The organism is Caulobacter sp. GW821-FHT12A07 (genome assembly GCF_058807655.1).
Genome location: NZ_JBXAQX010000005.1, coordinates 286888 through 313324, shown reverse-complemented (window position 1 = coordinate 313324; position 26437 = coordinate 286888). Strand labels below are relative to the sequence as shown.

The following is a 26437-nucleotide window of genomic DNA, read 5'->3' as shown; positions in this document are numbered from 1 at the left end:
ACGCGGCAAAAAAGCTCGCAATTTGCCTGTGGACTATTGCGATGAGAACGAAAGGGGAATAGAGAACAAAAAGGCAACTGGCCAACGAGCTGTGGAGGGATGTTATGGTCCGGATCGCGCGTGAGTCTTTGGCGCTTGTATCTGTCGCCGGCTTCGTCTGGATGATGTGTTCGGTCGCCCAGTTGGTGGCCTGAGTCGAGAAGCAGCGAGGTCATTGTCATGTCGGGTGTGGAAGGTCAGGGTTTCGTCCACCTCCGCGTCCGGTCGGCCTATTCGCTGCTGGAAGGGGCCATCAAGGCCGACAAGATCCCGGGCATGACAGCCGCTGGCGGCATGCCCGCCGTAGGGATCACCGACCGGGCCAACCTTTTCGGCGCCTTGGAATTCTCCGTCTACGCCAAGGACAACGGCGTGCAGCCGCTTATCGGCTGCGCCCTGCCTGTTAACGGCATCGGCGCCAAGCCGTCCGAGCGCTGGGCGCGAGAGCCGACGATCACCCTGCTGGTGCAGAACGAGAAGGGCTATCTGAACCTCTCGGAACTGTCGTCCCTGGCCTATCTGGAAAGCGGCGAACTGGCCGAGCCGGTGGTGCCGTGGGCCAAGGTGATCGAGCACGCCGAAGGGCTGATCCTGCTGTCGGGCGGAACCGACGGTCCGGTGGACTCGCTGCTGGCGGCCGGCAAGACGGCCGAGGGGCATGCGGCCCTGGCCGAGATGCAGCGGGTGTTCGGCGACCGCTTCTATGTCGAGCTCCAGCGCCACGGCCTGCCGCAGCAGGCGGCGGCCGAGCCCGGGCTGGTCGATTGGGCCTATGACCACGATGCGCCGCTGGTCGCGACCAACGACTGCTATTACGCCAAGCCCGAGCTCTACGATGCGCACGATGCGCTGCTGTGCATCGCCGACGGCTCGTTCGTCGGCCAGGACGAGCGGCGGCGGGTGACGCCCGAGCACTGGTTCAAGCCGGCCGACGAGATGCGCAAGCTGTTCGCCGACCTGCCCGAGGCCTGCGACAACACCCTCGACATCGCCCGGCGCTGCGCCTTCATGGTCAAGAAGCGCGACCCGATCCTGCCCAGCTTCCCCACCGGCGACGGCCGCAACGAAGCCGAGGAACTGGCCCACCAGGCCCGCGAAGGCCTGCGCAAGCGCCTCGACGGCCTGACCCTGGCGATGGAAGAGCACGTCTACTGGGAACGGCTCGACTTCGAGCTGGGCATCATCGTCAAGATGGGCTTCCCCGGCTACTTCCTGATCGTTTCCGACTTCATCAAGTGGGGCAAGGATCACGGCATTCCGGTCGGTCCGGGGCGGGGTTCGGGCGCCGGTTCGCTGGTCGCCTGGGTGCTGACCATCACTGACCTGGATCCGCTGCGCTTTGGCCTGCTGTTCGAGCGCTTCCTCAATCCCGAACGGGTCTCCATGCCCGACTTCGACGTCGACTTCTGCCAGGAGCGACGCGAAGAGGTGATCGCCTACGTCCAGGACAAGTACGGCCGCGACCGCGTGGCCCAGATCATCACCTTCGGTTCGCTTCAGGCCCGGGCCGTGTTGCGCGACGTCGGCCGGGTGATGCAGCTGCCGCTGGGTCTGGTCGACCGTCTCTGCAAGATGGTGCCCAACAATCCGGCCGCGCCGGTGACCCTGGCCCAGGCCATCGACATCGAGCCGCGCCTCAAGCAGGCCAAGAACGAGGACGCGAACGTCTCCAACTGCCTGGACGTGGCCCTGCAGCTGGAAGGTCTGTTCCGCAACGCCTCGACCCACGCCGCCGGCGTGGTCATCGGTGATCGGCCGCTGACCCAGCTGACTCCGCTCTACAAGGATCCGCGCTCGGACTTCCCGGCTACCCAGTTCAACATGAAGTGGGTCGAAAGCGCCGGCCTGGTGAAGTTCGACTTCCTGGGCCTGAAGACTCTGACCGTACTCGACCGGGCGGTGAAGCACCTGCGCAAGCGCGGCATGGAGGTCGATCTCGGCCGCCTGCCGTTCGACGACACCAAGAGCTACGAACTGCTCGCCTCGGGCCAGACGGTCGGGGTGTTCCAGCTCGAAAGCCAGGGTATGCGTGACACCCTGCGCAAGATGCGCTGCGGCTCGATCGAGGAGATCACCGCGCTGATCTCGCTCTATCGCCCCGGCCCGATGGACAACATCGACACTTTCGTCGACTGCAAGTTCGGCCGAAAGCCCGTCGATACCCTGCACCCGTCGCTGGAAGGCGTGCTGCGCGAGACCTACGGGGTCATCGTCTACCAGGAGCAGGTGATGCAGATCGCCCAGATCCTGGCTGGCTACAGCCTGGGCGAGGCCGACCTGCTGCGTCGCGCCATGGGCAAGAAGAAGAAGGAGGAGATGGATCTCCAGAAGATCCGTTTCGTCTCCGGCGCCAAGGAGAAGGGCGTCCCCGAGGACCAGTCGGGCTCGATCTTCGAACTGGTGGCCAAGTTCGCCGGCTACGGCTTCAACAAGAGCCACGCGGCCGCCTACGCCCTGATCGCCTATCAGACGGCCTGGCTGAAGGCCAATACGCCGGTCGAGTTCCTCGCCGCGTCGATGAGCCTCGATATCTCCAACACCGACAAGCTGGCGGTCTTCCATCAGGACGCCCGCCGCTTCTCGATCACGGTGCGGGCGCCGGACGTCAACCGCTCGGGCGCCGACTTCGAGGTCGAGAACGGCGAAGTGCTCTACGCCCTTGGGGCGGTGCGCAACGTCGGTCTGGAAGCCATGAAGCACCTGGTCGCCGTGCGCGAGGAGGGCGGGCCGTTCCGCGACATTTTCGATTTCGTCGAGCGCGTCGATCCCAAGCAGGTCAACAAGCGGGCCATCGAAAACCTGGCCCGGGCCGGGGCCTTCGACTCGCTGCACAAGAACCGCGCCCAGGTGTTCGCCAACGCCGACGTGCTGATCGCCCACGGCCAGAGCATCGCCGCCGACCGCCAGGGCGGCCAGCACGCCCTGTTCGGCGGCGACGCCGCCGCCAGCCGTCCGCGCCTGAAGAAGGTCGAGCCTTGGACCCAGGTCGATCTGCTCGACGAAGAGCTGTCGGCCGTCGGCTTCTACCTGACCGGCCACCCGCTGGAGGACATGATCGGCATGCTGCGCCGCCGGCGCACCGTCATGCTGACCGAGGCCCTGGCCCAGGCCGAGGCCGGCGCCGAGGCCCTGCGGATGTGCGGCATCGTCCGCCGCCGCCAGGAGCGCGCCTCGCAGAGCGGCGAGCGCTTCGCCTTCGTGTCGCTGTCGGACCCGTCCGGCGAGTACGAGGTGCTGTTCCCGCCGGAATCCCTGCGCAAGTGCCGCGACGTGCTCGAGCCGGGCAAGGGCGTGGTCATCAAGGTCCGCTCCAAGGCCCGCGACGGCGAGGTGCGGTTCTTTGGCGACGACGCCGAGCCGATCGAGAAGGCCATCGAGAACGTGGTCGCAGGCCTTCGTGTGCACCTGTCGCCCTCGGCCACCGAGATCGAGGCGCTCAAGCGCCGCATCGAGCCGGCCGCGGCCCAGAAGGGCGGCGAGATCAGTTTCGTGGCGGCGCTGGGCGGCGGCCGCGAGATCGAGCTGAAGCTGCCGGGCCGCTATACTCTGGACGCCTCGCTGCGCGGGGCGTTGAAGACCGCGCCGGGCGTGGCGCTGCTGGAAGACGTCTAGCGTCGCTGTCCGTCCCTGAACTGGCGCGGGCTTTTCGGCGCGCTGGGCGGGGCGAGCCGGATAGATCTACGATGCGAACTAGGGGCTCATCGTGCGGCATAGGCGCGGAGCCTGATCGAGGACGCTGGCCGCGAGTCGCAGCTGGCGAAAGGGAGGACGACATGACCAAGCACGCCGGCGGCTGCCAATGCGGCAAGGTCCGCTTCGAGGTCGAGGCCGACCTGTCGCAGACCATCACCTGCAACTGTTCGCGCTGCGGCAAGCTGGGCTCGGTCCTGGCCTTCGCGCCGATCGACCAGTTCAGCCTTGTCTCGGGCGAGGACGCTCTAACCGAGTACCGGTTCAACACCGGCAAGATTCAGCACCTGTTCTGCGCCGACTGCGGCATCGAATCCTTCGCCCGCGGCGAAGCGCCGAACGGCGCGAAGATGGCGGCGATCAATGTCCGCTGCGTCGACGGCGTCGACGTCTTCGCCCTGGAGCCGCAGCAGGTCGACGGCAAATCGTTCTGACGTAAAAGGCGGCCGGGTCGGTCTGAACAGGCGCCAACGTCTGTCGCCGCTCCAGTCGATGTTGCTTCGAGGGCGCGCGGGCAGGAGCGCTTGGGAGCGGGCAGGCTCAAGTCCCGCCACTTCATCACTTCACCCCGGCGGCTCGCCCGGAACCTGTCGTCGTGCGGTCTCAGTGGAAGACCTCCCGCCGCTCCGCTTTAGGAACCTGGGCAGTCTCGGGTCTCAGGTCCACGAACCGCCTGGACGCTATGGTGGCCGCGACGAGATCGTGTGCGCTGACAGGATGCCAGCCCCGTCCTCCTACCGCGCCGAGAACCTGACCACGGCCGGGATCGCCGAAACGCCCGCTTCCGAGGCGAACTTGCGGTGGCGGTCGTTGTTGAAGCCGACCTCGTAGCTGCGTCCGGCCTGCACGGTGCAGGAGAGGGTGAAGCTGCGCCGGTCCTTGGACTGGGCGGGCTTGGGCGCGCAGGCCGGGAAGGCGGCCGGATCGCGGGTGACGAACGACCAGCCGGCCTGCATCGGCTGGTCGAAGGTGACGCTCAGGGCGAGAGGCCCGGCCCGGACCACGGCGCCGTGCGCTGGCGAGACGGCGACGACACGCGGCGGCGCGGGCGGCCGCGGTTCCTTGTGGTCGGCGACGGCGAGGGCGGCGAAGGCGCCGATGGCGGCGGCCATGACGATCATTGCTGAAGCTCCGGCGAGGAGGGGCCAGGCGGCCCGGAGGGCGGGGTTGCGCCGTCCGTCCTGGCCCGGCGGGCGACGCGCGGCCATCCCGATTTTCTCGTCCCGACTTTCTTGTGGCGAAGCCGGGAGCGCCCCAGGCAGGACTTCGGCCGGCGCGCCGTCGGCCACGGCGGCCGTTCCATCACCCACCGCGACGCCCGTTCCACCGTCCACCCCGTCGTCCGCCACGAGGCGCGCCAGTTGCCGGCTGCTGCCGACGCCGGTCTTGCGCCGCGCCTCGCGCAGCCGCTCGTTGACAGCGCCTTCGCTGACGCCCAGTTCGGCGGCCGCGCTCTTGGCCGTGTGGCCGCGCGCCAGCAGCAGCAAGACGCGACGTTCGGCTTCGGACAGGCGCGAGAGGTCTGACATCGGGATCCCGTACGGTGCGCGGCGAGGATGCGGCGCGGGTGCGCACTCAACCTTTTCGGCCGGCGTTCGGCAACGGTCGGGGAGGGCGGTCGGTGATTCCGCCCTGACCTGTCGGCGATCTCGCCATCGCCGGCTGGTGCATGCGCGCAGCCGCGAATGTCCGGAAAGAACGACCCTCGCTGCCGGCGAGCGTCGGGAAAGGCTTGCATTCAGCGCGTTTCGCGACTATCTGCGCGCCATTCCACACGCGGACGTTCGGCAGCGCCGGGGAGACATCCCGACGTCGCCGTTCCGGTCCCGCCTCCAGAATGGTCTGGAGCGGGGGTGTCCGCGGAGGTTCAACCGGAAAAAGGATTAAGGCCCGATGGCTCTTCCCGAATTCTCCATGCGTCAGCTCCTGGAAGCCGGCGCCCACTTCGGCCACCAGACCCACCGCTGGAACCCGAAGATGGACCGCTACATCTTCGGTTCGCGCTCGAACATCCACATCATCGACCTGTCGCAGACCATCCCGCTGCTGCACCAGGCCCTGGTGAAGGTCCGTGAAGTCGCCGCCGCCGGCGGCCGCGTGCTGTTCGTCGGCACCAAGCGTCAGGCTTCGGATCCGGTCGCCACGGCCGCCAAGCGCTGCGCCCAGTATTACGTGAACCACCGCTGGCTCGGCGGCACCCTGACCAACTGGCGCACCGTCTCGGGCTCGATCGCTCGTCTGCGCGAGCTGGAAGGCGTCCTGGGCGGCGACGGTTCGGGCCGTTCCAAGAAGGAACTGCTGCAGCTGACCCGCGAGCGCGACAAGCTCGAGCTGTCGCTGGGCGGCATCAAGGACATGGGCGGCATCCCCGACATCATGTTCGTGATCGACACCAACAAGGAAGCGATCGCGATCCTGGAAGCCCGCAAGCTGAACATCCCGGTCGTCGCCATCCTCGACACCAACTGCGATCCGGACGGCATCACCTATCCGATCCCGGGTAACGACGACGCCGCCCGCGCCCTGCAGCTGTACTGCGACCTGGTCGCCGACGCCGTCCTCGACGGCCTGGCCGCCGGCCAAGCCGCCTCGGGCGTCGACCTGGGCGCTTCGGTCGCTCCGATCGAGCCGACTCTGGCTCGCGAACTGACCCCGGAAGTCGCTCCCGAAGCGGCCGCCCCGGAAGCTGCCGCTGAAGAAGTCGCTGCTCCGGCCGCCGACGAATCGGCCGCCGGCTGATTTCTCTTCGGCCGCCGGCTCTCCTGACGGAGGGCGGGCGGCCGTCGCGCTACCGACACGCGACCGGGCTATCAAGCCCGGTCGCTAAACGTTTGAATCTGGAGATTTTCCATGGCTGAGATCACGGCTGCGCTGGTCAAGGAACTGCGCGAAAAGTCCGGCGTCGGCATGATGGACTGCAAGAAGGCCCTGTCCGAGAACAACGGCGACATCGAAGCGTCCATCGACTGGCTGCGCGCCAAGGGCCTGTCCAAGGCCGCCAAGAAGGCCGATCGCGCCGCCGCCGAAGGCCTGGTGGCCATCGCCGTCGCCGAAGCCGGCGCTGGTGAAACCGCGACCGCCGTCGAAGTGAACGCCGAAACCGACTTCGTGTCGCGCAACGACCTGTTCCAGGGCGCTGCCCGTCAGATCGCCCAGGCCGCCCTCGGCACCGACGGTTCGGTCGAAGCCATCGGCGCGGCCAAGCTGGCCGGCGGCGAGACCGCTCAGGACCACCTGACCAACCTGATCGCCACGATCGGCGAGAACATGATGGTCCGTCGCGCCGCCAAGTGGACGGTCGAGAACGGCGTCGTCGCCTCGTACATCCACAACGCCACCGCGCCGGACCTCGGCCGCATCGGCGTGCTGGTCGCCCTCGAGTCGGCCGGCGACAAGGCCGCCCTGCGCGAGCTTGGCCGCAAGATCGCCATGCACGTCGCCGCGACCGCCCCGCTGTCGCTGTCGCCGGACGATCTGGACCCGGCCGCCATCGAGCGCGAAAAGGCCGTGTTCACCGAGCAGGCCCTGGAATCGGGCAAGCCGGCGGCCGTCGTCGAGAAGATGATCGAAGGCCGCATCCGCAAGTTCCTGGAAGAAGTCGTGCTGCTGAAGCAGGCCTTCGTCATGAACCCGGACCAGACCGTCGAGCAGCTGGTCGCCGAAACCGGCAAGACCCTCGGCGCGCCGATCGTCGTGAAGGGCTTCACCCGTCTCGCCCTCGGCGAAGGCGTGGAAAAGAAGCAGGACGACTTCGCCGCCGAAGTCGCCTCGATGACCGGCCAAGCCTAAGGCTGGAGAAGACAGGCAAGGCGGCGGGCAGGTCTCGCCGCTTTCGCTGTCGTCAAATCAAGGGCGCGGCGCGCATCGAACGCGCGCCGCGCCCTTTTTTTGCGCTTGAACGGCGTCGCGCCCGGATGGCGCAAAACCGATCCCACTTTTGTGTAACGCACACTATGGTGCGTGCCGACGACTCAGGAAGAGCCCGGTCCATGTCCGATCCCACCCCCGCCAAGCCGTACCGTCGTCTTCTGCTCAAGGTTTCTGGCGAAGTGCTGATGGGCGACACGCCCTACGGGATCGACACCAACACCGTCCAGTCCGTCGCCCTCGACATCGCCGAGATCGTCAAGTCGGGCGTCGAGCTGTGCCTGGTGATCGGCGGCGGCAACATCTTCCGCGGCATGGCCGGCGCGGCCAAGGGCATGGAGCGCTCCAGCGCCGACTACATGGGCATGCTGGCCACCGTCATGAACGCCCTGGCCATGCAGGACGCCCTCGAGCGCATCGGCGTCGAGACCCGCGTGCAGTCGGCCATCCCGATGGCCACCGTCTGCGAGCCCTACATCCGCCGCCGCGCCCAGCGCCACCTCGAGAAGGGCCGCGTGGTGATCTTCGCCGCCGGCACCGGCAACCCGTTCTTCACCACCGACACCGCCGCCGCCCTGCGCGCCGCCGAGATGCAGTGCGACGCCCTGTTCAAGGGCACCAGCGTCGACGGCGTCTACACCGCCGATCCCAAGAAGGATCCCACCGCCCAGCGCTACGACCGCCTGAGCTACATGGACGTGCTGGCCAAGGACCTGCGCGTCATGGACGCCTCGGCCGTCGCCCTCATGCGCGACAGCAACATCCCGATCGTGGTGTTTTCGATCAAGGGGCGGGGTAACCTGCTCGACGTGCTGCGTGGCCAAGGCACGCACACCGTCGTCGCCAACGCCTGATTTTATCTAAGCGAAGAGAGCCCAAGCCATGGCCGCCGCCGAAAAGCCCGTCCTTTCCCGCTACAAAGACCGCATGGACAAGGCCGTGCTCGCCCTTAAGGACGAGTTCGGCTCCCTGCGCACCGGCCGCGCGTCGGCCAGCCTGCTCGACCAGGTGATGGTCGAGGCCTACGGCTCCAGCACGCCGCTGAACGCCGTGGCCTCGGTCAGCGTCCCCGAGCCGCGCCAGATCAACGTCAGCGTCTGGGATCGCGGCGTCGTGGTCTCGGTCGAGAAGGCCATCCGCGCTTCGGGGCTGGGCCTGAACCCGGTGGTCGAAGGCCAGAACCTGCGCATTCCGATCCCGCCGCTGACCGAGGAGCGCCGCAAGGACCTCTCTAAGATCGCCGGCAAGTACGCCGAACAACAGAAGATCGCCGTGCGCAACGTTCGCCGCGACGCCAACGACGACCTCAAGAAGGCCGAGAAGGACAGCGCCATCAACGAGGATGAGCGCAAGAAGATGGAAACCGAGGTCCAGAAGCTGACCGACGAGGCCATCAAGCGCATCGACGAGGCCTTGAAAACCAAAGAACAAGAGATCATGCAGGTCTGATCGTCCTCTAAGCTGGACGCCTGGGGGATGAGAAGGGAAGGCTAAGAGCGCATGTCGCCGAAGACCGGCCTGCAGACCAAGACCGCGCGCCCCGGGGGCGAGGCCGGCGCGGGTCTGCATGCGGCCATCATCATGGACGGCAACGGCCGGTGGGCTAAGCGTCGCGGCATGCCGCGCGCGCTGGGCCATCGGGCCGGCGTCAACGCGCTGAAGCGCACGGTCGAGGGCGCGCCCTCGGCCGGCGTCGCCGTGCTGACCGTGTTCGGCTTCTCGACCGAGAACTGGCGCCGCCCGGCCCAGGAAGTCTCCGAGCTGATGGGTCTGCTCAAGGCCTATGTCGAATCGGACCTCGAGCGTCTGAGCCGCGAAGGCGTCCGTGTGCGGATCGTCGGCCGGCGCACCGGCCTGTCGCCCGACGTGCTCGAGGTGATCGAGCGCGCCGAGCGTCGCACGGCGGGCAACGACCGCTTCCTGCTGCAGGTGGCCTTCAATTACGGCGGCCAGGCCGACATCACCGACGCCGCGCGCCGCTTCGCCGAGCAGGTCGAGCGAGGCGAGGCGAGGGCGGCTGACCTCAACGAGCAGATGTTCGGCGGTTTCCTGTCGACCTCGGCCGCGCCCGCGCCGGACCTGATCGTCCGCACCAGCGGCGAGCACCGCATCTCCAACTTCCTGCTGTGGGAATGCGCTTACGCCGAACTGATCTTCCAGGACGTTCTCTGGCCCGACTACGGCCCCGAGCACCTGGCCGCCGCCGTCGCGGAATATCGTAGCCGTGACCGGCGCTATGGAGGCATTGCGGCCGATGACGTCGCCGTCGCCGGCTAAGCGCTTCAACTGGGGCAATCTCTGGACGCGCGTGGCTTCGGCCACCGTGCTCGTTCCCACGGTCGTGGCCGCCGTCTGGCTGGGGAGCTACTGGTTCCTGGCCCTGGCCCTGGTGTGCGTGGGTCTGCTGGCCCGCGAATGGGGCAAGATCAGCGCCCCCAAGGCGCCCAACGCCGTCGGCGCCGTCGTCGCCGTCTTCTGCGCCGTGGCGGTGATCGCCGCCTTCCTGGCCCACTTCTTCGTCGCCTGGGCCGTCGTGCTGGCCGGAGCCTTCCTGGCTGGCCTGATCGCGCGCGGCGCTGTCGAGCGCCGGGCCGACGCGGCCTATGGCGTCATCTACATCGCCCCCGCCGTCATCGCGATGGTCTGGGTGCGCTCGCTGTCGGACGGCCTGTGGTGGACGCTGCTGCTGTTCGTCGTCACCTGGTTCGCCGACATCTTCGCCTATGCGACCGGCAGCGTGCTGAAGGGCCCCAAGCTGTGGCCCCGCATCTCGCCCAACAAGACCTGGTCGGGCTTCGTCGGCGGCCTCGTGGCGGCCACGCTGGGCGCCGTGGCGGTGTCGGAGCTGGCCGGCCTGCGGCTGGTCTGGCCGGCGGCGGCGCTGATCGGCCTGCTCGGCGGCCTGGCCACAATGGCCGGCGACCTCTGGGAATCGATGCTCAAGCGCCGCTTCGGCGTGAAGGACAGCGGCGATCTGATCCCCGGCCACGGCGGCCTGCTGGATCGCGTCGACGGCCTGATGTTCGCGGCCATCGTGGTGGCCGCCGTGCGTTTGATCGACCACTGGGGATGGGCTCATTGACCGCGTCCCGTAAGGTTGTTGTTCTGGGATCGACGGGTTCGATCGGCGTCTCCACCCTCGATCTCTTCGAGCAGTCCAAGGTTCCGGTCGAGATCCTGGCCCTGGCCGCCGGCCGCAACGTCGAGCGCCTGGCGCTGCAGGCCCTGCATTGGCGGCCCAAGCTGGCGGTGATCGAGGACGAGCGCCTGCTGGGCGAGCTTCGCGAACGCCTGGCCGGTTCGGGCGTCGAGGCCGCCGCCGGTCCGGCCGCGGTCGAGCAGGCCGCCGCCATGGGCGCCGACTGGGTGATGTCGGCCATCGTCGGCGCGGCGGGTCTCGCGCCCACCCTGGCGGCCGCCCGCACCGGCGCGGTCGTGGCCCTGGCCAACAAGGAAAGCCTGGTCTGCGCCGGCCCCGAACTGCTGCGCATCGCGCGCGAGGCCGGCGGCACGGTGATCCCGGTCGATTCCGAGCACTCGGCCATCTTCCAGGTGCTGCAGCCGGCGTGCCTGGACCGCGTCGCGCGCCTGATCCTCACCGCCTCGGGCGGCCCGTTCCGCACCTGGACCCGCGAGCAGATGGCCGCCGCCACGCCCGAACAGGCCGTGGCCCATCCCAACTGGTCGATGGGCGCCAAGATTTCGGTCGATTCCGCCTCGATGATGAACAAGGGGCTGGAGATGATCGAAGCCTCCTACCTCTTCGACACCCCGGAAGAGCGCATCGGCGTCGTGATCCACCCGCAGTCCGTGATCCACAGCCTGGTGGAGTACACCGACGGCTCGACCCTGGCGCAGCTGGGGCCGCCGGACATGCGCAGCCCGATCTCCTACGCCTATTCCTGGCCCGAGCGCCTGGCCTGGCCTGCCAAGCCCCTGGATCTGGGCGCTTACGGCCAGCTGACCTTCGAGGATCCGGACCTCGAGCGGTTCCCGCTTTTGGGCGTCGCGCGGGAGGCTTTGCGCCTCGGCGGCGGCGCGCCGACGGCGATGAACGCGGCCAATGAGGTCGCCGTCGCGGCTTTCCTTGACCGGCAGATCGGCTTTCTCGATATTGCCGCCTCGGTTGAGGGGACGCTTGAACGCATGAATGGGGTAGGGGACCTCGCCGTAACGGCGGGTGACGTTCTTGACACAGCCATGATGATCGACGGCTCGGCCCGCCGTATTGCGGCCGAGGTTGTCGCTCACAAGCGCCTTTAGTGAAGTGACCGGGGAGCTCTGATTCCAAGCCGATGATCAGTCTTCTGATCTCGATCGTGTCGATGATCATCGTGCTGTCCGTCGTGGTGACGGTGCACGAGCTCGGACACTTCTGGGCGGCGCGCGCGTGCGGCGTCGCGATCGATCGTTTTTCGATCGGCTTCGGCTCGGCCCTGTTTTCGTGGCGCGACAAGCACGGCGTGGAGTGGCGGATCGCCTCGATCCCGCTGGGCGGCTACGTGCGCTTCGCCGGCGACGAGAACGCCGCCAGCGTGCCCGACCAGAACGACCTCGACGCCATGAAGGCCGAGATCGCCCAGCGCGAAGGCGCCGAGGCCGTCGGCAAGTACTTCCATTTCAAGCCGATCTGGCAGCGGGCGGTGATCGCCGCCGCCGGTCCGTTCGCCAACTTCGTGCTGGCGACGCTGATCTTCGCCGTCGTGCTGCTGGTCATCGGCGATCTAAAGTCGCCCGCCACCATCTCGGCCGTGACGCCGGGCAGCGCCGCCGCCGAAGCGGGCTTCCGTCCCGGCGACACCATCGTCCGCATCGACGGCCGCAAGGTGAAGGACTTCCAGCAGGTCCAGCGCTACGTGACCCTGCGCGCCAAGCTGCCGATCGCGTTCGGCGTGGAGCGCGCCGGCCAGACCGTCTCTCTGACGGCCACGCCGCGCCTGGTCGAGCAGAAGGACCAGTTCAGCGGCCGCGTGAAGGTCGGCCAGCTGGGCCTCGAAAGCCGCAGCCGGCCCTACCTGCAGAAGTCCAGCCTGCTCAGCGCCATTCCCGACGCCGTCGGTCAGGTCTGGGACATGCTCAAGACCATCGCCTTCTATCTGGGCCGCCTGCTGACCGGTCAGCTGCCGGCCGACCAGATCAGCGGCATCATCGGCATCGGCCATTCGGCCGGCGCGGTGACCAAGGCCAGCGTCGAAGGCGCGCCTGACGTCGGCACGGTGATGCTGCGGTTGTTGTTCAACCAGCTGCTGTTCATCGCCAGCCTGTCGGTCAGCATCGGTTTCATGAACCTGCTGCCGATCCCCGTGCTCGATGGCGGCCACCTGCTGCTCTACGCCTACGAGGCCGTCTTCCGACGCCCTCTGCGCGCCGACTTCCAGGCCGCCGGGTTCCGGGCGGGCCTTGCCTTGATCCTTTGTTTCATGCTGTTCGCGGCCTGGAACGACCTCAACCGCTTCGACGTGTTCAAATTCATCGGCGGCCTGTTCACGTGAACGCCGCCCGCCCGTCCATGATTGGTCCCATGAGCAAAATTCGCGCACACAGCGCCGCGTTCGCCACCGGCGTTGCGCTCCTCTTCGGCTCCACCGCCCTGATCGCGCCGCAGGCGGCGTTCGCCCAGGCCCAGACCTCGGGCGTGGTGCAGCGCATCGTCGTGCAGGGCAACGAGCGGATCGAAGCGGGCACCGTGCTGTCGTACCTGCCGATCCAGGCCGGCGAGACCGTCGATCCGGCCCGCCTCGACCTGGCGCTGAAGACCCTGGCCCGCACCGACCTGTTCGCCGACGTCTCGATCGAGCTGGTCGGCGGCGACCTGGTGGTCAAGGTCGTCGAGAACCCGATCATCAACCAGGTGGTCTTCGAGGGGAACTCGGCGCTCAAGGAAGACAAGCTGAAGGACGAGGTCCAGATCCGTCCGCGCGGCATCTTCACCCGCGCCAAGGTGCAGGCCGACGTCCAGCGCATCATCGAGCTCTACCGCCGCTCGGGCCGCATCTCGGCCACCGTGACCCCCAAGGTCGTGGAGCTGCCGCAGAAGCGCGTCGACCTGGTGTTCGAGATCAACGAAGGCCCCAAGAGCGGCGTCCTCGGCGTCAACTTCCTCGGCAACAAGGAATTCTCGGACAACGAGCTGGCCGACGTCATCGTCACCAAGGAGTCGCACTGGTACAAGTTCCTGACCAGCAACGACAACTACGACCCGGACCGCATCGAGTACGACCGCGAGCAGCTGCGTAAGTACTATCGCAACCGCGGCTTCTTCGACTTCCGCGTCGTGGCCTCGACGGCCGAACTGGCCACCGACAAGAACGGCTTCGCGGTCACCTACACGATCGACGAAGGCCCCAAGTACAAGTTCGGCAAGGTCACCGTCGAAACCGAGCTGAAGAAGCTCGACGGCAACCTGCTGGCCCAGATCCTGCCGATCAAGACCGGCCAGATCTACGAGGACGAGCGCATCGAGCAGGCCACCGACGCCCTGACCTTCGCGGCGGGCGCGGCCGGCTTCGCTTTCGTGGACGTGCGTCCGCGCTACGTGCCCAACCGCGAGACCCAGACGGTCGACGTGGTGTTCCAGGTGCGTGAAGGCCCGCGCGTCTACGTCGACCGCATCGACATCGTCGGCAACACCCGCACCCTCGACTACGTCCTGCGCCGTGAAATGGAAGTCGCCGAAGGCGACGCCTACAACCGCGTGCTGGTCGACCGGTCGCGCAACAACATGCGCCGCCTGGGCTTCTTCAAGGACGTCAACATCGAGGAAGTGCCGAGCAGCGCCCCCGACCGCACCGCCCTGCGCGTGAAGGTCGAGGAGCAGCCGACGGGCGAACTGTCGTTCAGCGCCGGCTACAGCTCGGTCGATCAGCTGGTGCTCGACGTCGGCGTCACCGAGCGGAACTTCCGCGGCCGCGGTCAGAACCTGCGCGCCCGCGTCTCGGTCGGCTCGCTGCGTCAGCAGGTCGACTTCGCCTTCACCGAGCCGCGCTTCCTGGGCCGCAACCTGGCCGCCGGCGTGAACCTCTATTCGTACCGCTACGACCTCAGCGACTACGCGGCCTACGATACCAAGTCGATCGGCGGCGGCTTCACCCTGGGCTTCGGCCTGACCCAGAACACCTCGATGAGCCTGCGCTACACCCTGCGCCAGGACGAGGTGGACGTGGCCGACAGCTACTGCACCGCCGGCACCGTCTCGGCGATCCTCTGCCTGCAGCGCGGCGCCTACATGACCTCGCTGGTCGGCTACGGCCTGCGCCTGGACAAGCGGAACGATCCGCTGCGTCCGACCCGCGGCTTCTTCGCCGACCTGAACCAGGACCTGGCCGGCTTCGGCGGCGACGTGAACTACCTCAAGACCGAGGTGGACGGCGGCTGGTACTGGGGCTTCAACAAGGACTTCGTCCTGCAGGCCACCGGTTCGGCCGGCTACATCGAGGGCTGGGGCGGCGACAGCGTCCGCATCAACGACCGCTTCTACAAGGGCGGTTCCAGCTTCCGCGGCTTCGAGACCGCAGGTATCGGCCCGCGCGACACCTCGACCGACAGCAGCGCCCTGGGCGCCAAGCTGTACGCCATCGGTTCGCTGGAGCTGAGCATCCCGACCTTCCTGCCCGAGCAGTACGGCATCAAGGCCGCCCTGTTCACCGACTTCGGCACCGCCGGTCAGCTGGATGACGTCGATCGCCAAAGTTCGACCGGAGTCTTCGACGAAAACATCCGGGACAACCTCGGTCTGCGGGCTTCCGCCGGCATCAGCATCGACTGGAAGTCGCCCATGGGTCCCATCCGGTTCGACATCAGCCAGATCCTGAAGAAGGAAGACTACGACCGGACGGAAACCTTCCGCTTCTCCACTTCAACCCGTTTCTAATCTCCACAAGGCTCCTGACAGCATGTCCTCCAAGTTCTTCGCCGCGGCCGCTTCGGGCCTGGCCGCGCTCGCCGTGGCTTCCGGCGCTTTCGCTCAAGCCGCCGCTCCGCTCGCCAAGGCTCCGGCCGCCCCGGCCGCTCCGCCGATCACCCACGGCGCGGCGATCCCGAGCCTGTGCGTGTTCTCGGCCGGCGCCGTTCGCGGCACCTCGGCCACCGGCAAGGCGCTCGACGCCCGCCTGAAGGCCCTGCAGACCACGGCCGAGTCGCCGCTGGCCGCCCGTGAAAAGGCCCTGCAGACCAAGATCGACGCCTTCAACGCCGCCGCCAAGACCCCGGCCGCCGACATCACCGCTCGCGAAAAGCAGAAGTCGGACCTGGAACTGGAGCAGAGCGCCCTGCAGCGCGACGCCGCCCACACCCAGATGGAACTGGTCGCCACGGCCAACACCGCCCAGCAGCAGTACCAGGTGGAACTGCAGCCGGCCGTGATCGCCGCCTATCAGCAAAAGGCCTGCGGCCTGCTGGTCGAGCGCAACGCCGTGGCCATCTTCAACCCGGCCATGGACATCACCCCGCAGGTCGTCAGCCTGCTGGACGCCCGTGGCAAGGCCACGTCGTTCCAGGCCCTGGAACGCACCAAGCTGACCCCGCAGCAGGCCGCCCAGCTGGCCGCCGAACTGCAACGGAACTAAGGACTAAGAGGGCCCCGCCCGGCTTCTCGCCGGGCGGGCGCCTTCCGTTACGGCATTGACTCGGGACGGCTTTCGGCCGCCTACACTTCGTCCGTATCGGGCGATTCCCGGGACGGCCGTCGTCGAGAGGTTTCCATGCCGGACCCCCGCTTTTTCGAGACCCTGGGTCCGGTTTCCGTGTCCGATCTGGCCCTGGCCGGCGGCGCCGAACTTGCCGATCCGACCCTGGGCGAGCGCCTGATCGCCACCGTCGCGCCGCTGGACGGCGCCGGGCCGGACGCCGTCTCCTTCCTTTCCGATCCGCGCCGGGCCGCCGGCCTGTCGGCCTGCAAGGCGGGCGCGATCTTCATGAAGCCTCAGCATCGCGAGTTCGCGCCGGAAGGCTGCGCCGCGCTGCTCACCCCCCATCCCCAAGCCGCCTGGGCCGCCGCCGTCGCGCGCCTCTACGCGCCGCGCCGCCACGAGCCGGGCTCGGCCGCCATCCATCCCTCCGCCGTGCTGGAGGAGGGCGTGCGCCTGTCGCCCGGCGCGGTGATCGGCCAGGACGTCCGCATCGGCCGCAATACGGTGATCGGACCTGGCGCGGTGATCGGTCCCGGCGTGGCCATCGGCCGCGACTGCGTGATCGGCGCCAACGCCGTGGTCGGCTTCGCCCTGATCGGCGACCGCGTCAGCCTGCACGCCGGCTCGGCGGTGGGCGAGGCCGGGTTCGGCGCGGCCGGCGGCCCCAAGGGCGTCGTCGACCTGCCGCAGCTGGGCCGCGTGGTCCTGCAGGACGGCGTCACCCTGGGCGCCAACAGCTGCATCGACCGCGGCGCGTTCGACGACACCACGGTGGGCGAAAACACCAAGATCGATAATCTGGTCCACGTTGCGCACAACGTGCAGCTTGGCCGAAACTGCCTGCTGGCGGCCTACACCGGGCTGTCGGGCAGCACGGTCGTCGGCGACGGCGTCGCCTTCGGCGGCAAGGCCGGCGTCGCCGACCACTTGACGATCGGCGCCGGCGCCAGCATCGGGGCCTCGGCCTCGGTGTTCAAGAACGTGCCGGCCGGCGAGACATGGACAGGGTTTCCCGCGCGCCCCATCAAGCGGTGGCTGAGGGAAACGGCATGGCTGTCGCGCAGTGCGCGCAGTCGGGGGATGAAAGACGAGGCATGAGCCAGACCGAAACCGCGGCCCCGCAGACCGACATCGACATCGCCGAGATCCTCAACCGGATCCCGCACCGCTATCCGTTCCTGCTGGTCGACCGCGCCGAAGCCTATGTCCCGCACCAGTCGATCGTCGGCATCAAGTGCGTGACCGTCAACGAGCCGTTCTTCCAGGGCCACTTCCCGGGCAACCCGGTGATGCCCGGCGTGCTGATCATCGAGGCCCTGGCCCAGACGGGCGCGGTGCTGATGAGCAAGTCGCTGGAAGTCGACACCGAGGGCAAGACGATCTTCTTCATGTCGGTCGACAACGCCCGCTTCCGCAACCCCGTGCGCCCGGGCGACGTCCTGCGCATGGAGGTCGAGGTGCTGCGCGCGCGTTCGACCATCTTCAAGTTCAAGGGCGTGGCCAAGATCGGCGACAAGGTCGCCGCCGAGGTCGAGTTCGCCGCCATGGTCGTGGAGACCCCGACGAAATGACCAAAGTCCATCCGACCGCCATCGTCGACGCCGCCGCCAAGCTGGGTCAGGACGTCGAAATCGGGCCGTTCTGCATCGTCGGCCCCGACGTGACCCTGGGCGACCGCGTGCGCCTGCTGTCGCATGTGGTGGTCGATGGCGTCACCACCATCGGCGAGAACACCGTGGTCCACGCCTTCTCGGCCCTGGGGGGGCCGCCGCAGCACCTGGGCTACAAGGGCGAGCGCACCCAGCTGGTCATCGGTCCGCGCAACACGATCCGCGAGCAGGTGACGATGAACACCGGCACGGCCTCGGGCCGCGGCGTGACCACCATCGGCGCCGACGGCTTCTTCATGGCCGAGGCCCACGTGGCCCACGACTGCACGGTCGGCGACAACGTCGTGCTGGCCAAGGGCGCGACCCTGGGCGGCCATGTCGACGTCGGCAACTTCGTGTTCGTCGGCGGCCTGGCGGCCATCCACCAGTTCTCGCGCGTCGGTCGCTACAGCTTCATCGGCGGCCTGGCCGCCGTGACCAAGGACGTCATCCCCTACGGTTCGGTGTGGGGCAACCACGCCCACCTCGAGGGCCTGAATCTGGTGGGCCTCAAGCGCCGTGGCTTCTCGCGCGAGGCGATCAACGCCCTGCGCTCGGCCTACCGCATGATGTTCGCCGACGAAGGCACCTTCCAGGAGCGCCTGGACGATGCGGCCGAGACCTACGCCTCCATTCCCGAGGTGATGGAAATCATCGCGTTCATCCGCGACGAGGGCAACCGCCCGCTCTGCCTGCCCGAGCGCGAGGTCTAGCCTTGCGCAAGCTCGGACTGATCGCCGGCGGCGGGGCCCTGCCGATCGAACTGGCCGCCCACTGCGAGCGCGCCTCCCGTCCGTTCGCCGTCATGCGGCTCAAGGGCTTCGCCGACGCGACGCTGGAGCAGTACGCGGGCATCGAGGTCGGCCTGGCCGAATTCGGCAAGGCCTTCAAGGCGCTGAAGGAAGAGGGCTGCGAGGCCGTCTGCTTCGCCGGCACGGTCGATCGCCCCGACTTCTCGGCCCTGATCCCCGACTTCCGGGGCGTGAAGGTGCTGCCGGGCCTGATCAAGGCCGCGCGCGAGGGCGACGATGCTTTGCTGCGCCGCGTGCTGACCGAGTTCGAGAAGGAAGGCTTCGTCGTCGAGGGCGCCCACGAGGTGCGCGGCGAGATGACCCTGCCGTCCGGACCGCTGGGCCGCTACGCCCCGCGCGCCGAGCATGGCGCCGACATCGACCGCGCCCTGACCGTCGCCCGCGCCATCGGTGGGCTTGACGTGGGGCAGGGGGCCGTGGTCTGCGACGGCCTCGTCCTGGCCGTCGAGGCCCAGGAGGGCACCGACGCCATGCTGCGCCGGGTGGCCGACCTGCCCCAGGCGATCCGCGGCTGTCCCGAGGCGCCCAAGGGCGTGCTGGCCAAGGCGCCCAAGCCGATCCAGGAGACCAAGGTCGACCTGCCGACCATCGGCGTCGCCACCATCCAGCGCGCCGCGCGCGCGGGCCTGGCCGGCGTGGTCGGCGAGGCCGGCCGCCTGCTGATCGTCGATCGCGAGCAGGTCATCGCCTGCGCCGACGACCTGGGCCTCTTCGTCTACGGCGTCGAGCCGGGCTGATGACCGCCGAGGTGTCCAGCGCTCGACCGCTGACGGTCATGCTGGTCGCGGCCGAGGCCTCGGGCGACAATCTTGGCGCGGGCCTGGCCCGGGTCCTGCGGGCGCGCCTGGGCGACCAGGTCCGCTTCGTCGGCCTAGGCGGCGCGCGCATGGCGGCCGAAGGGGTGCAGAGCCCGTTCGATATCGCCGAGCTGTCGATCCTGGGCCTGTTCGAGGGGCTGAAGGCCTATCCGCGCGTCCTGCGCCGCCTGAAGGACGTCGAGGCCGTGGCGGTGCGCGAAAAGCCCGACGTCGCCGTGCTGATCGACTCCTGGGGCTTCAACATCCGCCTGGCCAAGCGGCTGCGCGCGCTCGACCCGTCGATCGCCCTGATCAAGTACGTCGCCCCCCAGGTCTGGGCCTCGCGTCCGGGCCGCGCGGCGACCCTGGCCCAGGCCGTCGATCTGCTGCTGGCCACCCAGCCGATGGACAAGCCGTTCTTCGACGCCGTCGGCCTGCCCAGCGTCTTCGTCGGCAACCCGGCCCTGGCCCGCGACTTCAGCGGCGCCGACGCCGCCCGTGCCCGCGCGGCCATCGGGGCGGGGCCGGATGATCCGATCCTGGCCGTCCTGCCGGGCAGCCGTCCGTCCGAGATCGAGCGCGTGCTGCCCGCCTTCGAGGACGCCGTGCGCCTGCTGAAGGCCGAACGGCCGGGCCTGCACGTCGTCGTGCCCGCCGCCTCGACCGTGGTCACAGCCGTCAAGGCGCGCGTCGCGGGCTGGCCGTTCCGCGCTCACGTGATCGAGGACGACCTGGCCAAGGACGACGCCATGAAGGCCGCCACCGTGGCCCTGGCCTGTTCGGGCACGGTGACCATCGAGCTGGCCCTGGCCGGCGCGCCGATGGTGGTCGGCTACAAGATCGGCGCGATCAGCTACGCGCTCCTCAAGCGGCTGATGACGCCGCGCTGGGTGACCCTGTTCAACATCGCCGCCGACCGCGAGGTCGCGCCCGAACTGCTGCAGCACGACTGCACCGGCGAGCGCCTGGCGGCCGAACTGGCCAAGCGCCTGGACGACCCGGCCCTGCGCCAGCGCCAGGTGGCCGAGCAATACGCTGCCCTCGACAAGCTGGGGCGCGGTCTGCCCGATCCGGCCGAAGCCGCCGCCGACGCCATGCTCGATTTCCTCGAAAGCCGAGCCGCCCAAAGTCGAGGCGCTGGGCGGGCTTAAGACCCGCTTCACGCCTGTGGATTAATCTTGCGGAAACCCTGCGCGCATCGCGCGCTCGTGGAGCCCGCCGTGTCGGTTCAACCGCTTGGACCCGCTGTCCCGACGTCCGCCTCGGTCATGCCGACGGCGATGGTCGCGCCCGCCGGTCCGCAAGGCGGCCAGACCGGGCAGCCGGGCTTGCCGCCGCCGGCCATGCTGGCCCAGAAGGCCCTGGCCGAAGCCGCCGAGACCCTGGGACGGATCGCGACCGAGGCCGGCGCCCAGACCGCGCCCGAGACCGCCGACACCGTCGAGAGCCTGCTCAAGGGCGGCGCCACCGGCCAGGCCCGCGAGATCCTGCTGTCCAGCCCCACGGTGCAGGCCAAGGCCGTCTCCGACCTCGTCGGCCGCGCCGCGCCGGCCCAGGGCGGCATGGCGCCGCTGCTGGCCGATCTGGAGCGGGTCTCGACCTCGCCGGACGCCCCCGCCGTCGTCCGCCAGGCCGCCGCCAACATGCTGGCCCTGCGCTCGCCGATCGACGGCGCGGTGACCGCCGGCGAGATCCGGCAGGCCTTCAGCCGCTCGGGCCTGTTCATGGAGCAGCGCCTGGCCGAGGAGGCCGAGCCCGGCGCCGCGCCGCTGGCGGCAAAGGACCTCAAGGCCGCCATGCTGGTGCTGCGCGCCGCCGTCGCCAGCTGGAGCGCCCAGACGGGCCCGGCCGGACTGTCGTCCACGGCGGCTTCCGCAACGCCGTCGCAGACACCGTCGGCCTCCGGATCGACCTCCGCCGCCGCGACGTCGCCGGCCTTGTCCGCCCCGGTCCAGGCCGAAGCTGATCCGGTCTCGACCTCGACCATCCAGACGGCCGGCGCGCCTGCACAGCCCGCGGTGGCGGAGGAGGGGGCTCCGACCCCCCTTGCCCGCCCTGCGTCGGCCTCCGCCACGCCCGTCGAGCCCGAGACGGTGCCTCCCGCTCCAGCCGCGCCCGACGAAGCCGAGACGCCCATCGCCCGTTTCCTGGCCGCCGTCGCTCCACGCCCCACGCCGCAGCAGGCCGCCCAGCCCGCCGCCGCCCTGTTCGTCCTGGCCCAGGAGGCCGCCGCGGGCTTCGAGGAACCGGTGGTGCGCCAACCCCTGGTCCAGACGCCTCTGACGCCGCCCGGAAAGGGACCGCCGCCGCCGTTCGCCGGCGGACCGGTCGTCGCCCAGGCGGCCGTGACCTCGACCCTGGCCCACGACGCGCCGCCCGCCACGGTCGCTCATCAACTGTCCAAGGGCGTCGACGCCGCCCTGGCCCGCCAGGAACTGATGCAGGCCGCCTCGCTGCCCGAGCGCGCCGACGCCGCCCGGGCCGTCCAGCCTCTCGACGGCCGCCCGGTCGAGGATAAGACTGGTCCCCGCTGGGTGTTCGACGTGCCCTTCGCCACGTCCCAGGGCTCGTCCGTCGCCCAGTTCGAGATCAGCCGCGACGGCGGTGGCGGCGGAGCCGCCGGCGGACCGGACGAGGCCCGCACCTGGAAGGTCCGCTTCTCGCTTGACGTCGAGCCAATGGGCCGCATCGACGCCCAGTTGGCCCTGACCGGCGACCGGGCCCGCGTGTCGCTGTGGGCCGAGCGGACCGAGACCATGACCCGCCTGCGCGGCGGCCAGGAGATCCTCGACGCCGCCCTGCGCGAGGCCGCCCTCGAACCGGAAGTGGCCTTCCACGCCTCGCCGGCGCCGGTCGCCGCGCCGCCCGCGCCCGGCCGCTTCGTGGACCGCGCCACATGACCCGCGTCTCTGGTCCCCGCATCGCCGTCGCCCTGCGCTACGACGCGCCCGACGCCCCGCGCGTGGTCGCCAGCGGCCGTGGCTGGGTGGGCGACAAGATCGTCGAGACCGCCCGCGAGCACGGCGTGCCGCTGGAGGAGAACCCGGCCCTGGCCCAGGCCCTGTCGACCATCCCGATGGAGGAGGAGATCCCCGAGGCGCTCTACGTCGCCGTGGCCGAGATCCTGGGCTTCATCCTGCGCACCGCCGCCAAGAGCTGAAACCCGAACTGAAACCAATAAAGTTGCGATAGGGGGCTGGGGTTGGCCCCTGCGGCGCCTATATCGACCGGGACCCTTCCCAGGAGCTCCCATGTCCGACCTCTCGGCCTTCCCGATCGCCAGCCGCTGGCCCGCCGCCCATCCCGACCGCATCCAGCTCTATTCGCTGCCCACGCCCAACGGCGTGAAGGTGTCGATCATCCTGGAAGAGCTGGGCCTGCCCTACGAGCCGCACCTGATCGACATCGGCAAGAACGAGACCTGGACCCCGGAATTCCTCAGCCTCAACCCCAACGGCAAGATCCCGGCGATCATCGATCCCGACGGCCCGGGCGGGAAGCCCTTCGGCCTGTTCGAGAGCGGCGCGATCCTCGTCTATCTGGCCGAGAAGACCGGCAAGCTGCTGCCGACCGATCCGGCCGCCCGCTACGAGACCCTGCAGTGGGTGTTCTTCCAGATGGCGGCCGTCGGCCCGATGTTCGGCCAACTGGGCTTCTTCCATAAGTTCGCCGGCCGCGAATACGAGGACAAGCGCCCGCTGGAGCGCTACCGCGCCGAGAGCCAGCGGCTGCTGGGCGTGCTGGAGACCCGCCTGGAAGGCCGCGACTGGATCATGGGCGACGACTACACCATCGCCGACATCGCCACCCTCGGCTGGGTGCGCAACCTCGTTGGTTTCTACGAGGCGGCCGATCTGGTCGACTACAAGAGCCTGAAGAACGTTCCGGCCTGGCTGGAGCGGGGTCTGGCCCGTCCGGCCGTGCAGCGCGGGCTCAACATCCCAGCCCGTCCCTAGGCTATGAGAAGGGGCGGGCGGCGAGCGCCGTCCGCCCTTTCAACGACCGCCGATTCCGCTCAAGAAACGGGGCATGTCGCTCTTTCCCGAACTCGACGTCCCGCCGTCCGACCGCCTGTTCTTCGGGATCTTCCCCGAGGCGCCCGTCGCCGAGACCATCGCCGGACGCGCGCGCGACCTGAAGGGCCGCTTGAACCTCTCCGGCGCGCCGCTGACGCCCGACCGCTTCCACGTCACCCTGCATCACATCGGCGACTATGCCGGCCTGCCGCGCGGCACCGTCGCCCAGGCCCTGGAGGCCGGTGCGGCTGTCGCCACGACCTCGGCGCCGTTCGAGGTGACCTTCGACAAGGCCGCCAGCTTCAACAACCGCGGCAACAACCCGTTCGTCCTGCAAGGCGGGGAGGGGCTGGCTGATCTGCACGCCTTCCAGAAGGCGCTGGGCCTGGCCATGGCCCATGCCGGCCTCGGCAAGCAGGTCGCCAGGCAGTTCAATCCGCACGTGACGCTGCTCTACGACCGCGGCCTGGCGCCCGAGACGGCGGTGGAGCCGGTGTCGTGGCCGGTCTCCGAGTTCGTGCTGATCCACAGCCTGCTGGGCCAGACCCGGCACATCGTGCTCGGGCGCTGGCCCCTCAAGGGGTGAGCGCGCGTATCAGGCGGCCGGCGGCTCCGGCCGCGAGACGACGAAGGCCGCGCAGGCGGCCATGATCGCGCCGACCAGCAGGCCTAGCCAGAGCTTGGGCCGCGCGGCCAGCAGGAACACCGCCATGCCGCCGGCCATGCCCAGGCACGCGGCGATCTTGGCCTTGCGGGGAATGGCCTTGTTCGCCCGCCAGGCCCGCACCGAGGGGCCGAACTTCGGGTGGTTCAGCAGCCAGGCTTCCAGCTTCGGCGAAGACTTGCCGAAACAGCCGGCGGCCAGGATCAGGAACACCGTCGTCGGCATCAGCGGCAGGAACGCCCCGACGATGCCCAACGCCGTGAAGGCGAAGCCGGCCACGAGATAGCCGATCCGCACCCCGCGCGACGTGGCGGGCGCGCTCACGGCATCGAGCCCCGTGGAGGGGAGTTCAACGGCGGGAGCCTCAGCGGAAGGCGGCGTCGACATAGGCCTGCACCTGCGAAAAGGCGGCTTTCGCCCCGGCTATGGCGCGGGCCTCTCCGGCCGCGTCGAGATCGGCCGCGTCCAGCGCGGCTGTGAACTGTCGCCAGTGGGCGGCGCGGCCGTCGGGGTGCCCGGCCAGGTGGCGCGCGCCGAAGGTATCATTCAGTCCCAGCTTGGCGGCCGCCTTGAACAGGAACGCCGCGCCCAGGTTTGAGCCCTCGGCGACATAGAGCCAGCCCAGCGCCGTCGCCAGGTCTGGCTCCGCGTCGGCCGTGAAAGCCGGCGGCGGCAGGTCCTCCAGGGCGGGCAGGCCAAGATCCGCGCGGTCGGCCTCGATCGCCGCCAGCCGCCGACGGCCTTCCAGGTCCGGCAGGCGCTGGGCCAGTTCGGGCCGCTGGTAGAGGCCGTCGATGTCGCGATGAAAGCGCTGCTGCACCTCCAGGAACCGTCCATAGCGCTCGCGATCCTCGAACGGCCGGCCGGCCATGATGCTCTTGTCGAGCCCTTCGTGGGTCAGCGAGGTTCCGGCCTTCAGGCGCTTGGCCAGGCTTTCAGCGTTGGCGAGATCGGTCATGGCGTTCATGGGGTGAATGTCGCCCCCTCGCGATTGAGACGCAACTGCTCTGGATCAAATCCGCCTCGTACTTTGGCGAAAATGCTAATCCGTCGGAGGAGAGCCCGACTCGCGGGCGAAGTTCTGGAGCGCGTCCGGTGACGGTGACGATCTACGGCATCAAGGCCTGCGACACGATGAAGAAGGCCCGCACCTGGCTCGACGAGCGCGGCGTGGCCTACGCCTTCCACGACTACAAGATCGCCGGGATCGACCGCGCCAGCGTCGAGGGCTGGGTCGCGCAGCTGGGCTGGGAGACGGTGCTGAACCGCGCCGGCACGACCTTCCGCAAGCTGCCCGACGCCGACAAGACCGGCATCGACGCGGCCAAGGCGGTCGACCTGATGCTGGCCCAGCCGTCGATGATCAAGCGCCCGATCCTGGATATCGACGGCAAGCTGCTGGCCGGCTTCAAGCCCGAGGCCTATGCGGCGGCTCTCGCCTGAAGCGCGAAACAGGGCTTGCACGAAATACGCGAGTTGGCGAACTTTGGGGCGACAACCGCGGCAAACAGCGGCTAAGTCTTTGGGAAACGGCCGGACTCCCTTCATGAAGGGGCGGCGGCGACAGGATGATTGAGTGGGCGTGACTTCGGGGCTTCCTTACGATCTGGCGATCTTCGATTTCGACGGCACGCTGGCCGACAGCGGCGCCGTGGTGCTGAAGCTCGTCAATCCGATGGCCAGGATCTACGGCTTCAAGAGCGTCACCGACGAGGAAGTCGAGATGCTCCGTGGTCGTCCCAATCGCGAGATCATCAAGTACCTGGGCGTCTCGGCCTGGAAGATCCCGATCATCGCCGCCCACGGCAAGAAGCTGATGGCCGCCGAAATCGGCTCGATCGGACTGTTCCCGGGCGTTCCGGACATGCTGCGCGCCCTGTCGGCCGGGGGCGTGCGCCTGGCCGTGGTCAGCTCCAACAGCGAAGCCACGATCCGCACCGTGCTGGGTCCTGACCTCGCCAAGCTGATCGACCACTATGGCTGCGGCGCCTCGCTGTTCGGCAAGGCCAAGAAGTTCCTCAAGGTGATCAAGACCGCCGGCGTGCGGCCCGGCCGGGTGATCTCGATCGGCGACGAGACCCGCGACATCGACGCGGCCAACGCTCTTGGCCTGGCGTCCGGCGCCGTCACCTGGGGCTACGCCACCCGCCAACTGCTGGTCGACCACACCCCGACCGTGCTGCTCGACGCCGTCGAGGACATCGTCGCCAGCCTCGCGCCGCAACGGGCCGCCGCGGCCGTCGCAACGGCCTGATCCGCCTTACGAAAGTTTCATC

The 26437-nt window shown here is 69.0% G+C and carries 27 protein-coding genes; 24 read left to right on the top strand and 3 right to left on the bottom strand.

All coding sequences use genetic code 11. The annotated features are described in order from the left end of the window. The first annotated feature begins 104 nt into the window (after positions 1-104). From sidA to AC1RRS_RS13105, 3 genes are all read left to right on the top strand, one after another. Positions 105-194, top strand: a complete 90-nt coding sequence (gene sidA / locus AC1RRS_RS13115; protein WP_058346375.1) for a cell division inhibitor SidA — start codon at positions 105-107, stop codon at positions 192-194. Between the two features lie 25 nt (positions 195-219). Further along, positions 220-3651, top strand: coding sequence for a DNA polymerase III subunit alpha (dnaE, locus tag AC1RRS_RS13110; protein ID WP_487288840.1), 3432 nt, complete (start codon positions 220-222; stop codon positions 3649-3651). A 161-nt stretch (positions 3652-3812) separates the two neighbouring features. Next, positions 3813-4163 carry a GFA family protein gene (locus AC1RRS_RS13105; protein WP_110117782.1) on the top strand — a complete coding sequence of 117 codons (351 nt, stop codon included), beginning with the start codon at positions 3813-3815 and terminating at the stop codon, positions 4161-4163. 300 nt (positions 4164-4463) lie between these two features. Here the strand turns inward: AC1RRS_RS13105 and AC1RRS_RS13100 are convergent, their stop codons facing one another. Continuing rightward, positions 4464-5258 (bottom strand): helix-turn-helix domain-containing protein, encoded by a 795-nt coding sequence (locus AC1RRS_RS13100; RefSeq protein WP_492855541.1) that lies wholly within the window; start codon positions 5256-5258, stop codon positions 4464-4466. A 364-nt stretch (positions 5259-5622) separates the two neighbouring features. On the opposite strand from AC1RRS_RS13100, the gene rpsB reads away from it, so the two are divergent. The 19 genes from rpsB to AC1RRS_RS13005 all read left to right on the top strand — a co-directional run bounded on the left by rpsB (position 5623) and on the right by AC1RRS_RS13005 (position 24083). Then, entirely contained in the window at positions 5623-6468 is an 846-nt protein-coding gene (rpsB, locus tag AC1RRS_RS13095; protein ID WP_487288763.1) for a 30S ribosomal protein S2, read from the top strand. A gap of 111 nt (positions 6469-6579) precedes the next feature. Then, the gene (gene tsf, locus AC1RRS_RS13090; protein WP_110117787.1) at positions 6580-7518 is read left to right on the top strand and encodes a translation elongation factor Ts; all 939 of its coding nucleotides are present in this window, start codon (positions 6580-6582) and stop codon (positions 7516-7518) included. 200 nt (positions 7519-7718) lie between these two features. Beyond that, positions 7719-8450, top strand: a complete 732-nt coding sequence (gene pyrH / locus AC1RRS_RS13085; RefSeq protein ID WP_110117788.1) for a UMP kinase — start codon at positions 7719-7721, stop codon at positions 8448-8450. Positions 8451-8478: 28 nt separating this feature from the next. After that, positions 8479-9045, top strand: a complete 567-nt coding sequence (frr, locus tag AC1RRS_RS13080) for a ribosome recycling factor (protein WP_058346382.1) — start codon at positions 8479-8481, stop codon at positions 9043-9045. A 51-nt stretch (positions 9046-9096) separates the two neighbouring features. Further along, a complete protein-coding gene (gene uppS / locus AC1RRS_RS13075) occupies positions 9097-9873 on the top strand; it encodes a polyprenyl diphosphate synthase (RefSeq protein ID WP_492855540.1) in 777 nt (258 codons plus the stop codon). Beyond that, positions 9833-10678 (top strand): phosphatidate cytidylyltransferase, encoded by an 846-nt coding sequence (locus tag AC1RRS_RS13070; RefSeq protein ID WP_487288839.1) that lies wholly within the window; start codon positions 9833-9835, stop codon positions 10676-10678. Before uppS ends, AC1RRS_RS13070 begins: the two co-directional genes overlap by 41 nt. Continuing rightward, entirely contained in the window at positions 10666-11859 is a 1194-nt protein-coding gene (gene dxr / locus AC1RRS_RS13065) for a 1-deoxy-D-xylulose-5-phosphate reductoisomerase (RefSeq protein ID WP_492855539.1), read from the top strand. Before AC1RRS_RS13070 ends, dxr begins: the two co-directional genes overlap by 13 nt. Before the next feature lie 32 nt (positions 11860-11891). Next, entirely contained in the window at positions 11892-13088 is a 1197-nt protein-coding gene (locus tag AC1RRS_RS13060; RefSeq protein WP_492855537.1) for a M50 family metallopeptidase, read from the top strand. Positions 13089-13105: 17 nt separating this feature from the next. After that, positions 13106-15466 carry an outer membrane protein assembly factor BamA gene (gene bamA / locus AC1RRS_RS13055; protein WP_110117794.1) on the top strand — a complete coding sequence of 787 codons (2361 nt, stop codon included), beginning with the start codon at positions 13106-13108 and terminating at the stop codon, positions 15464-15466. Between the two features lie 22 nt (positions 15467-15488). Beyond that, positions 15489-16160 (top strand): OmpH family outer membrane protein, encoded by a 672-nt coding sequence (locus AC1RRS_RS13050; RefSeq protein WP_110117793.1) that lies wholly within the window; start codon positions 15489-15491, stop codon positions 16158-16160. Between the two features lie 135 nt (positions 16161-16295). Then, positions 16296-17321 (top strand): UDP-3-O-(3-hydroxymyristoyl)glucosamine N-acyltransferase, encoded by a 1026-nt coding sequence (gene lpxD / locus AC1RRS_RS13045; protein WP_492855536.1) that lies wholly within the window; start codon positions 16296-16298, stop codon positions 17319-17321. Further along, entirely contained in the window at positions 17318-17794 is a 477-nt protein-coding gene (gene fabZ / locus AC1RRS_RS13040; protein WP_487288756.1) for a 3-hydroxyacyl-ACP dehydratase FabZ, read from the top strand. Before lpxD ends, fabZ begins: the two co-directional genes overlap by 4 nt. After that, positions 17791-18585, top strand: coding sequence for an acyl-ACP--UDP-N-acetylglucosamine O-acyltransferase (lpxA, locus tag AC1RRS_RS13035; RefSeq protein WP_492855535.1), 795 nt, complete (start codon positions 17791-17793; stop codon positions 18583-18585). The genes fabZ and lpxA overlap by 4 nt, the downstream gene beginning before the upstream one ends. A gap of 2 nt (positions 18586-18587) precedes the next feature. Next, positions 18588-19421 carry a UDP-2,3-diacylglucosamine diphosphatase gene (lpxI, locus tag AC1RRS_RS13030; protein WP_492855534.1) on the top strand — a complete coding sequence of 278 codons (834 nt, stop codon included), beginning with the start codon at positions 18588-18590 and terminating at the stop codon, positions 19419-19421. After that, positions 19421-20632 carry a lipid-A-disaccharide synthase gene (gene lpxB, locus AC1RRS_RS13025; RefSeq protein WP_492855532.1) on the top strand — a complete coding sequence of 404 codons (1212 nt, stop codon included), beginning with the start codon at positions 19421-19423 and terminating at the stop codon, positions 20630-20632. Before lpxI ends, lpxB begins: the two co-directional genes overlap by 1 nt. A 69-nt stretch (positions 20633-20701) precedes the next feature. Next, entirely contained in the window at positions 20702-22381 is a 1680-nt protein-coding gene (fliK, locus tag AC1RRS_RS13020; RefSeq protein WP_492855531.1) for a flagellar hook-length control protein FliK, read from the top strand. After that, the gene (locus tag AC1RRS_RS13015; protein WP_110117814.1) at positions 22378-22641 is read left to right on the top strand and encodes an EscU/YscU/HrcU family type III secretion system export apparatus switch protein; all 264 of its coding nucleotides are present in this window, start codon (positions 22378-22380) and stop codon (positions 22639-22641) included. Before fliK ends, AC1RRS_RS13015 begins: the two co-directional genes overlap by 4 nt. 91 nt (positions 22642-22732) lie before the next feature. After that, complete coding sequence (locus AC1RRS_RS13010; RefSeq protein ID WP_492855530.1) at positions 22733-23437, top strand: glutathione S-transferase N-terminal domain-containing protein; 705 nt, start codon at positions 22733-22735, stop codon at positions 23435-23437. Between the two features lie 73 nt (positions 23438-23510). Then, positions 23511-24083: a 2'-5' RNA ligase family protein gene (locus tag AC1RRS_RS13005; RefSeq protein ID WP_492855529.1), complete on the top strand. Its 573-nt coding sequence runs from the start codon at positions 23511-23513 to the stop codon at positions 24081-24083. 9 nt (positions 24084-24092) lie between these two features. Here AC1RRS_RS13005 and AC1RRS_RS13000 read toward each other — a convergent pair whose 3' ends face one another. Further along, positions 24093-24485 (bottom strand): YbaN family protein, encoded by a 393-nt coding sequence (locus tag AC1RRS_RS13000; protein WP_492855528.1) that lies wholly within the window; start codon positions 24483-24485, stop codon positions 24093-24095. 40 nt (positions 24486-24525) lie between these two features. Beyond that, positions 24526-25128, bottom strand: coding sequence for a biliverdin-producing heme oxygenase (locus AC1RRS_RS12995; RefSeq protein ID WP_492855527.1), 603 nt, complete (start codon positions 25126-25128; stop codon positions 24526-24528). 128 nt (positions 25129-25256) lie between these two features. Here AC1RRS_RS12995 and AC1RRS_RS12990 point away from each other — a divergent pair, with 128 nt between their 5' ends. Together AC1RRS_RS12990 and AC1RRS_RS12985 are read left to right on the top strand one after the other, a co-directional pair. Beyond that, positions 25257-25604 carry an ArsC family reductase gene (locus AC1RRS_RS12990; RefSeq protein ID WP_492855526.1) on the top strand — a complete coding sequence of 116 codons (348 nt, stop codon included), beginning with the start codon at positions 25257-25259 and terminating at the stop codon, positions 25602-25604. 133 nt (positions 25605-25737) lie between these two features. Continuing rightward, positions 25738-26415, top strand: coding sequence for an HAD hydrolase-like protein (locus tag AC1RRS_RS12985; protein WP_233248271.1), 678 nt, complete (start codon positions 25738-25740; stop codon positions 26413-26415). Positions 26416-26437: the final 22 nt, after the last annotated feature.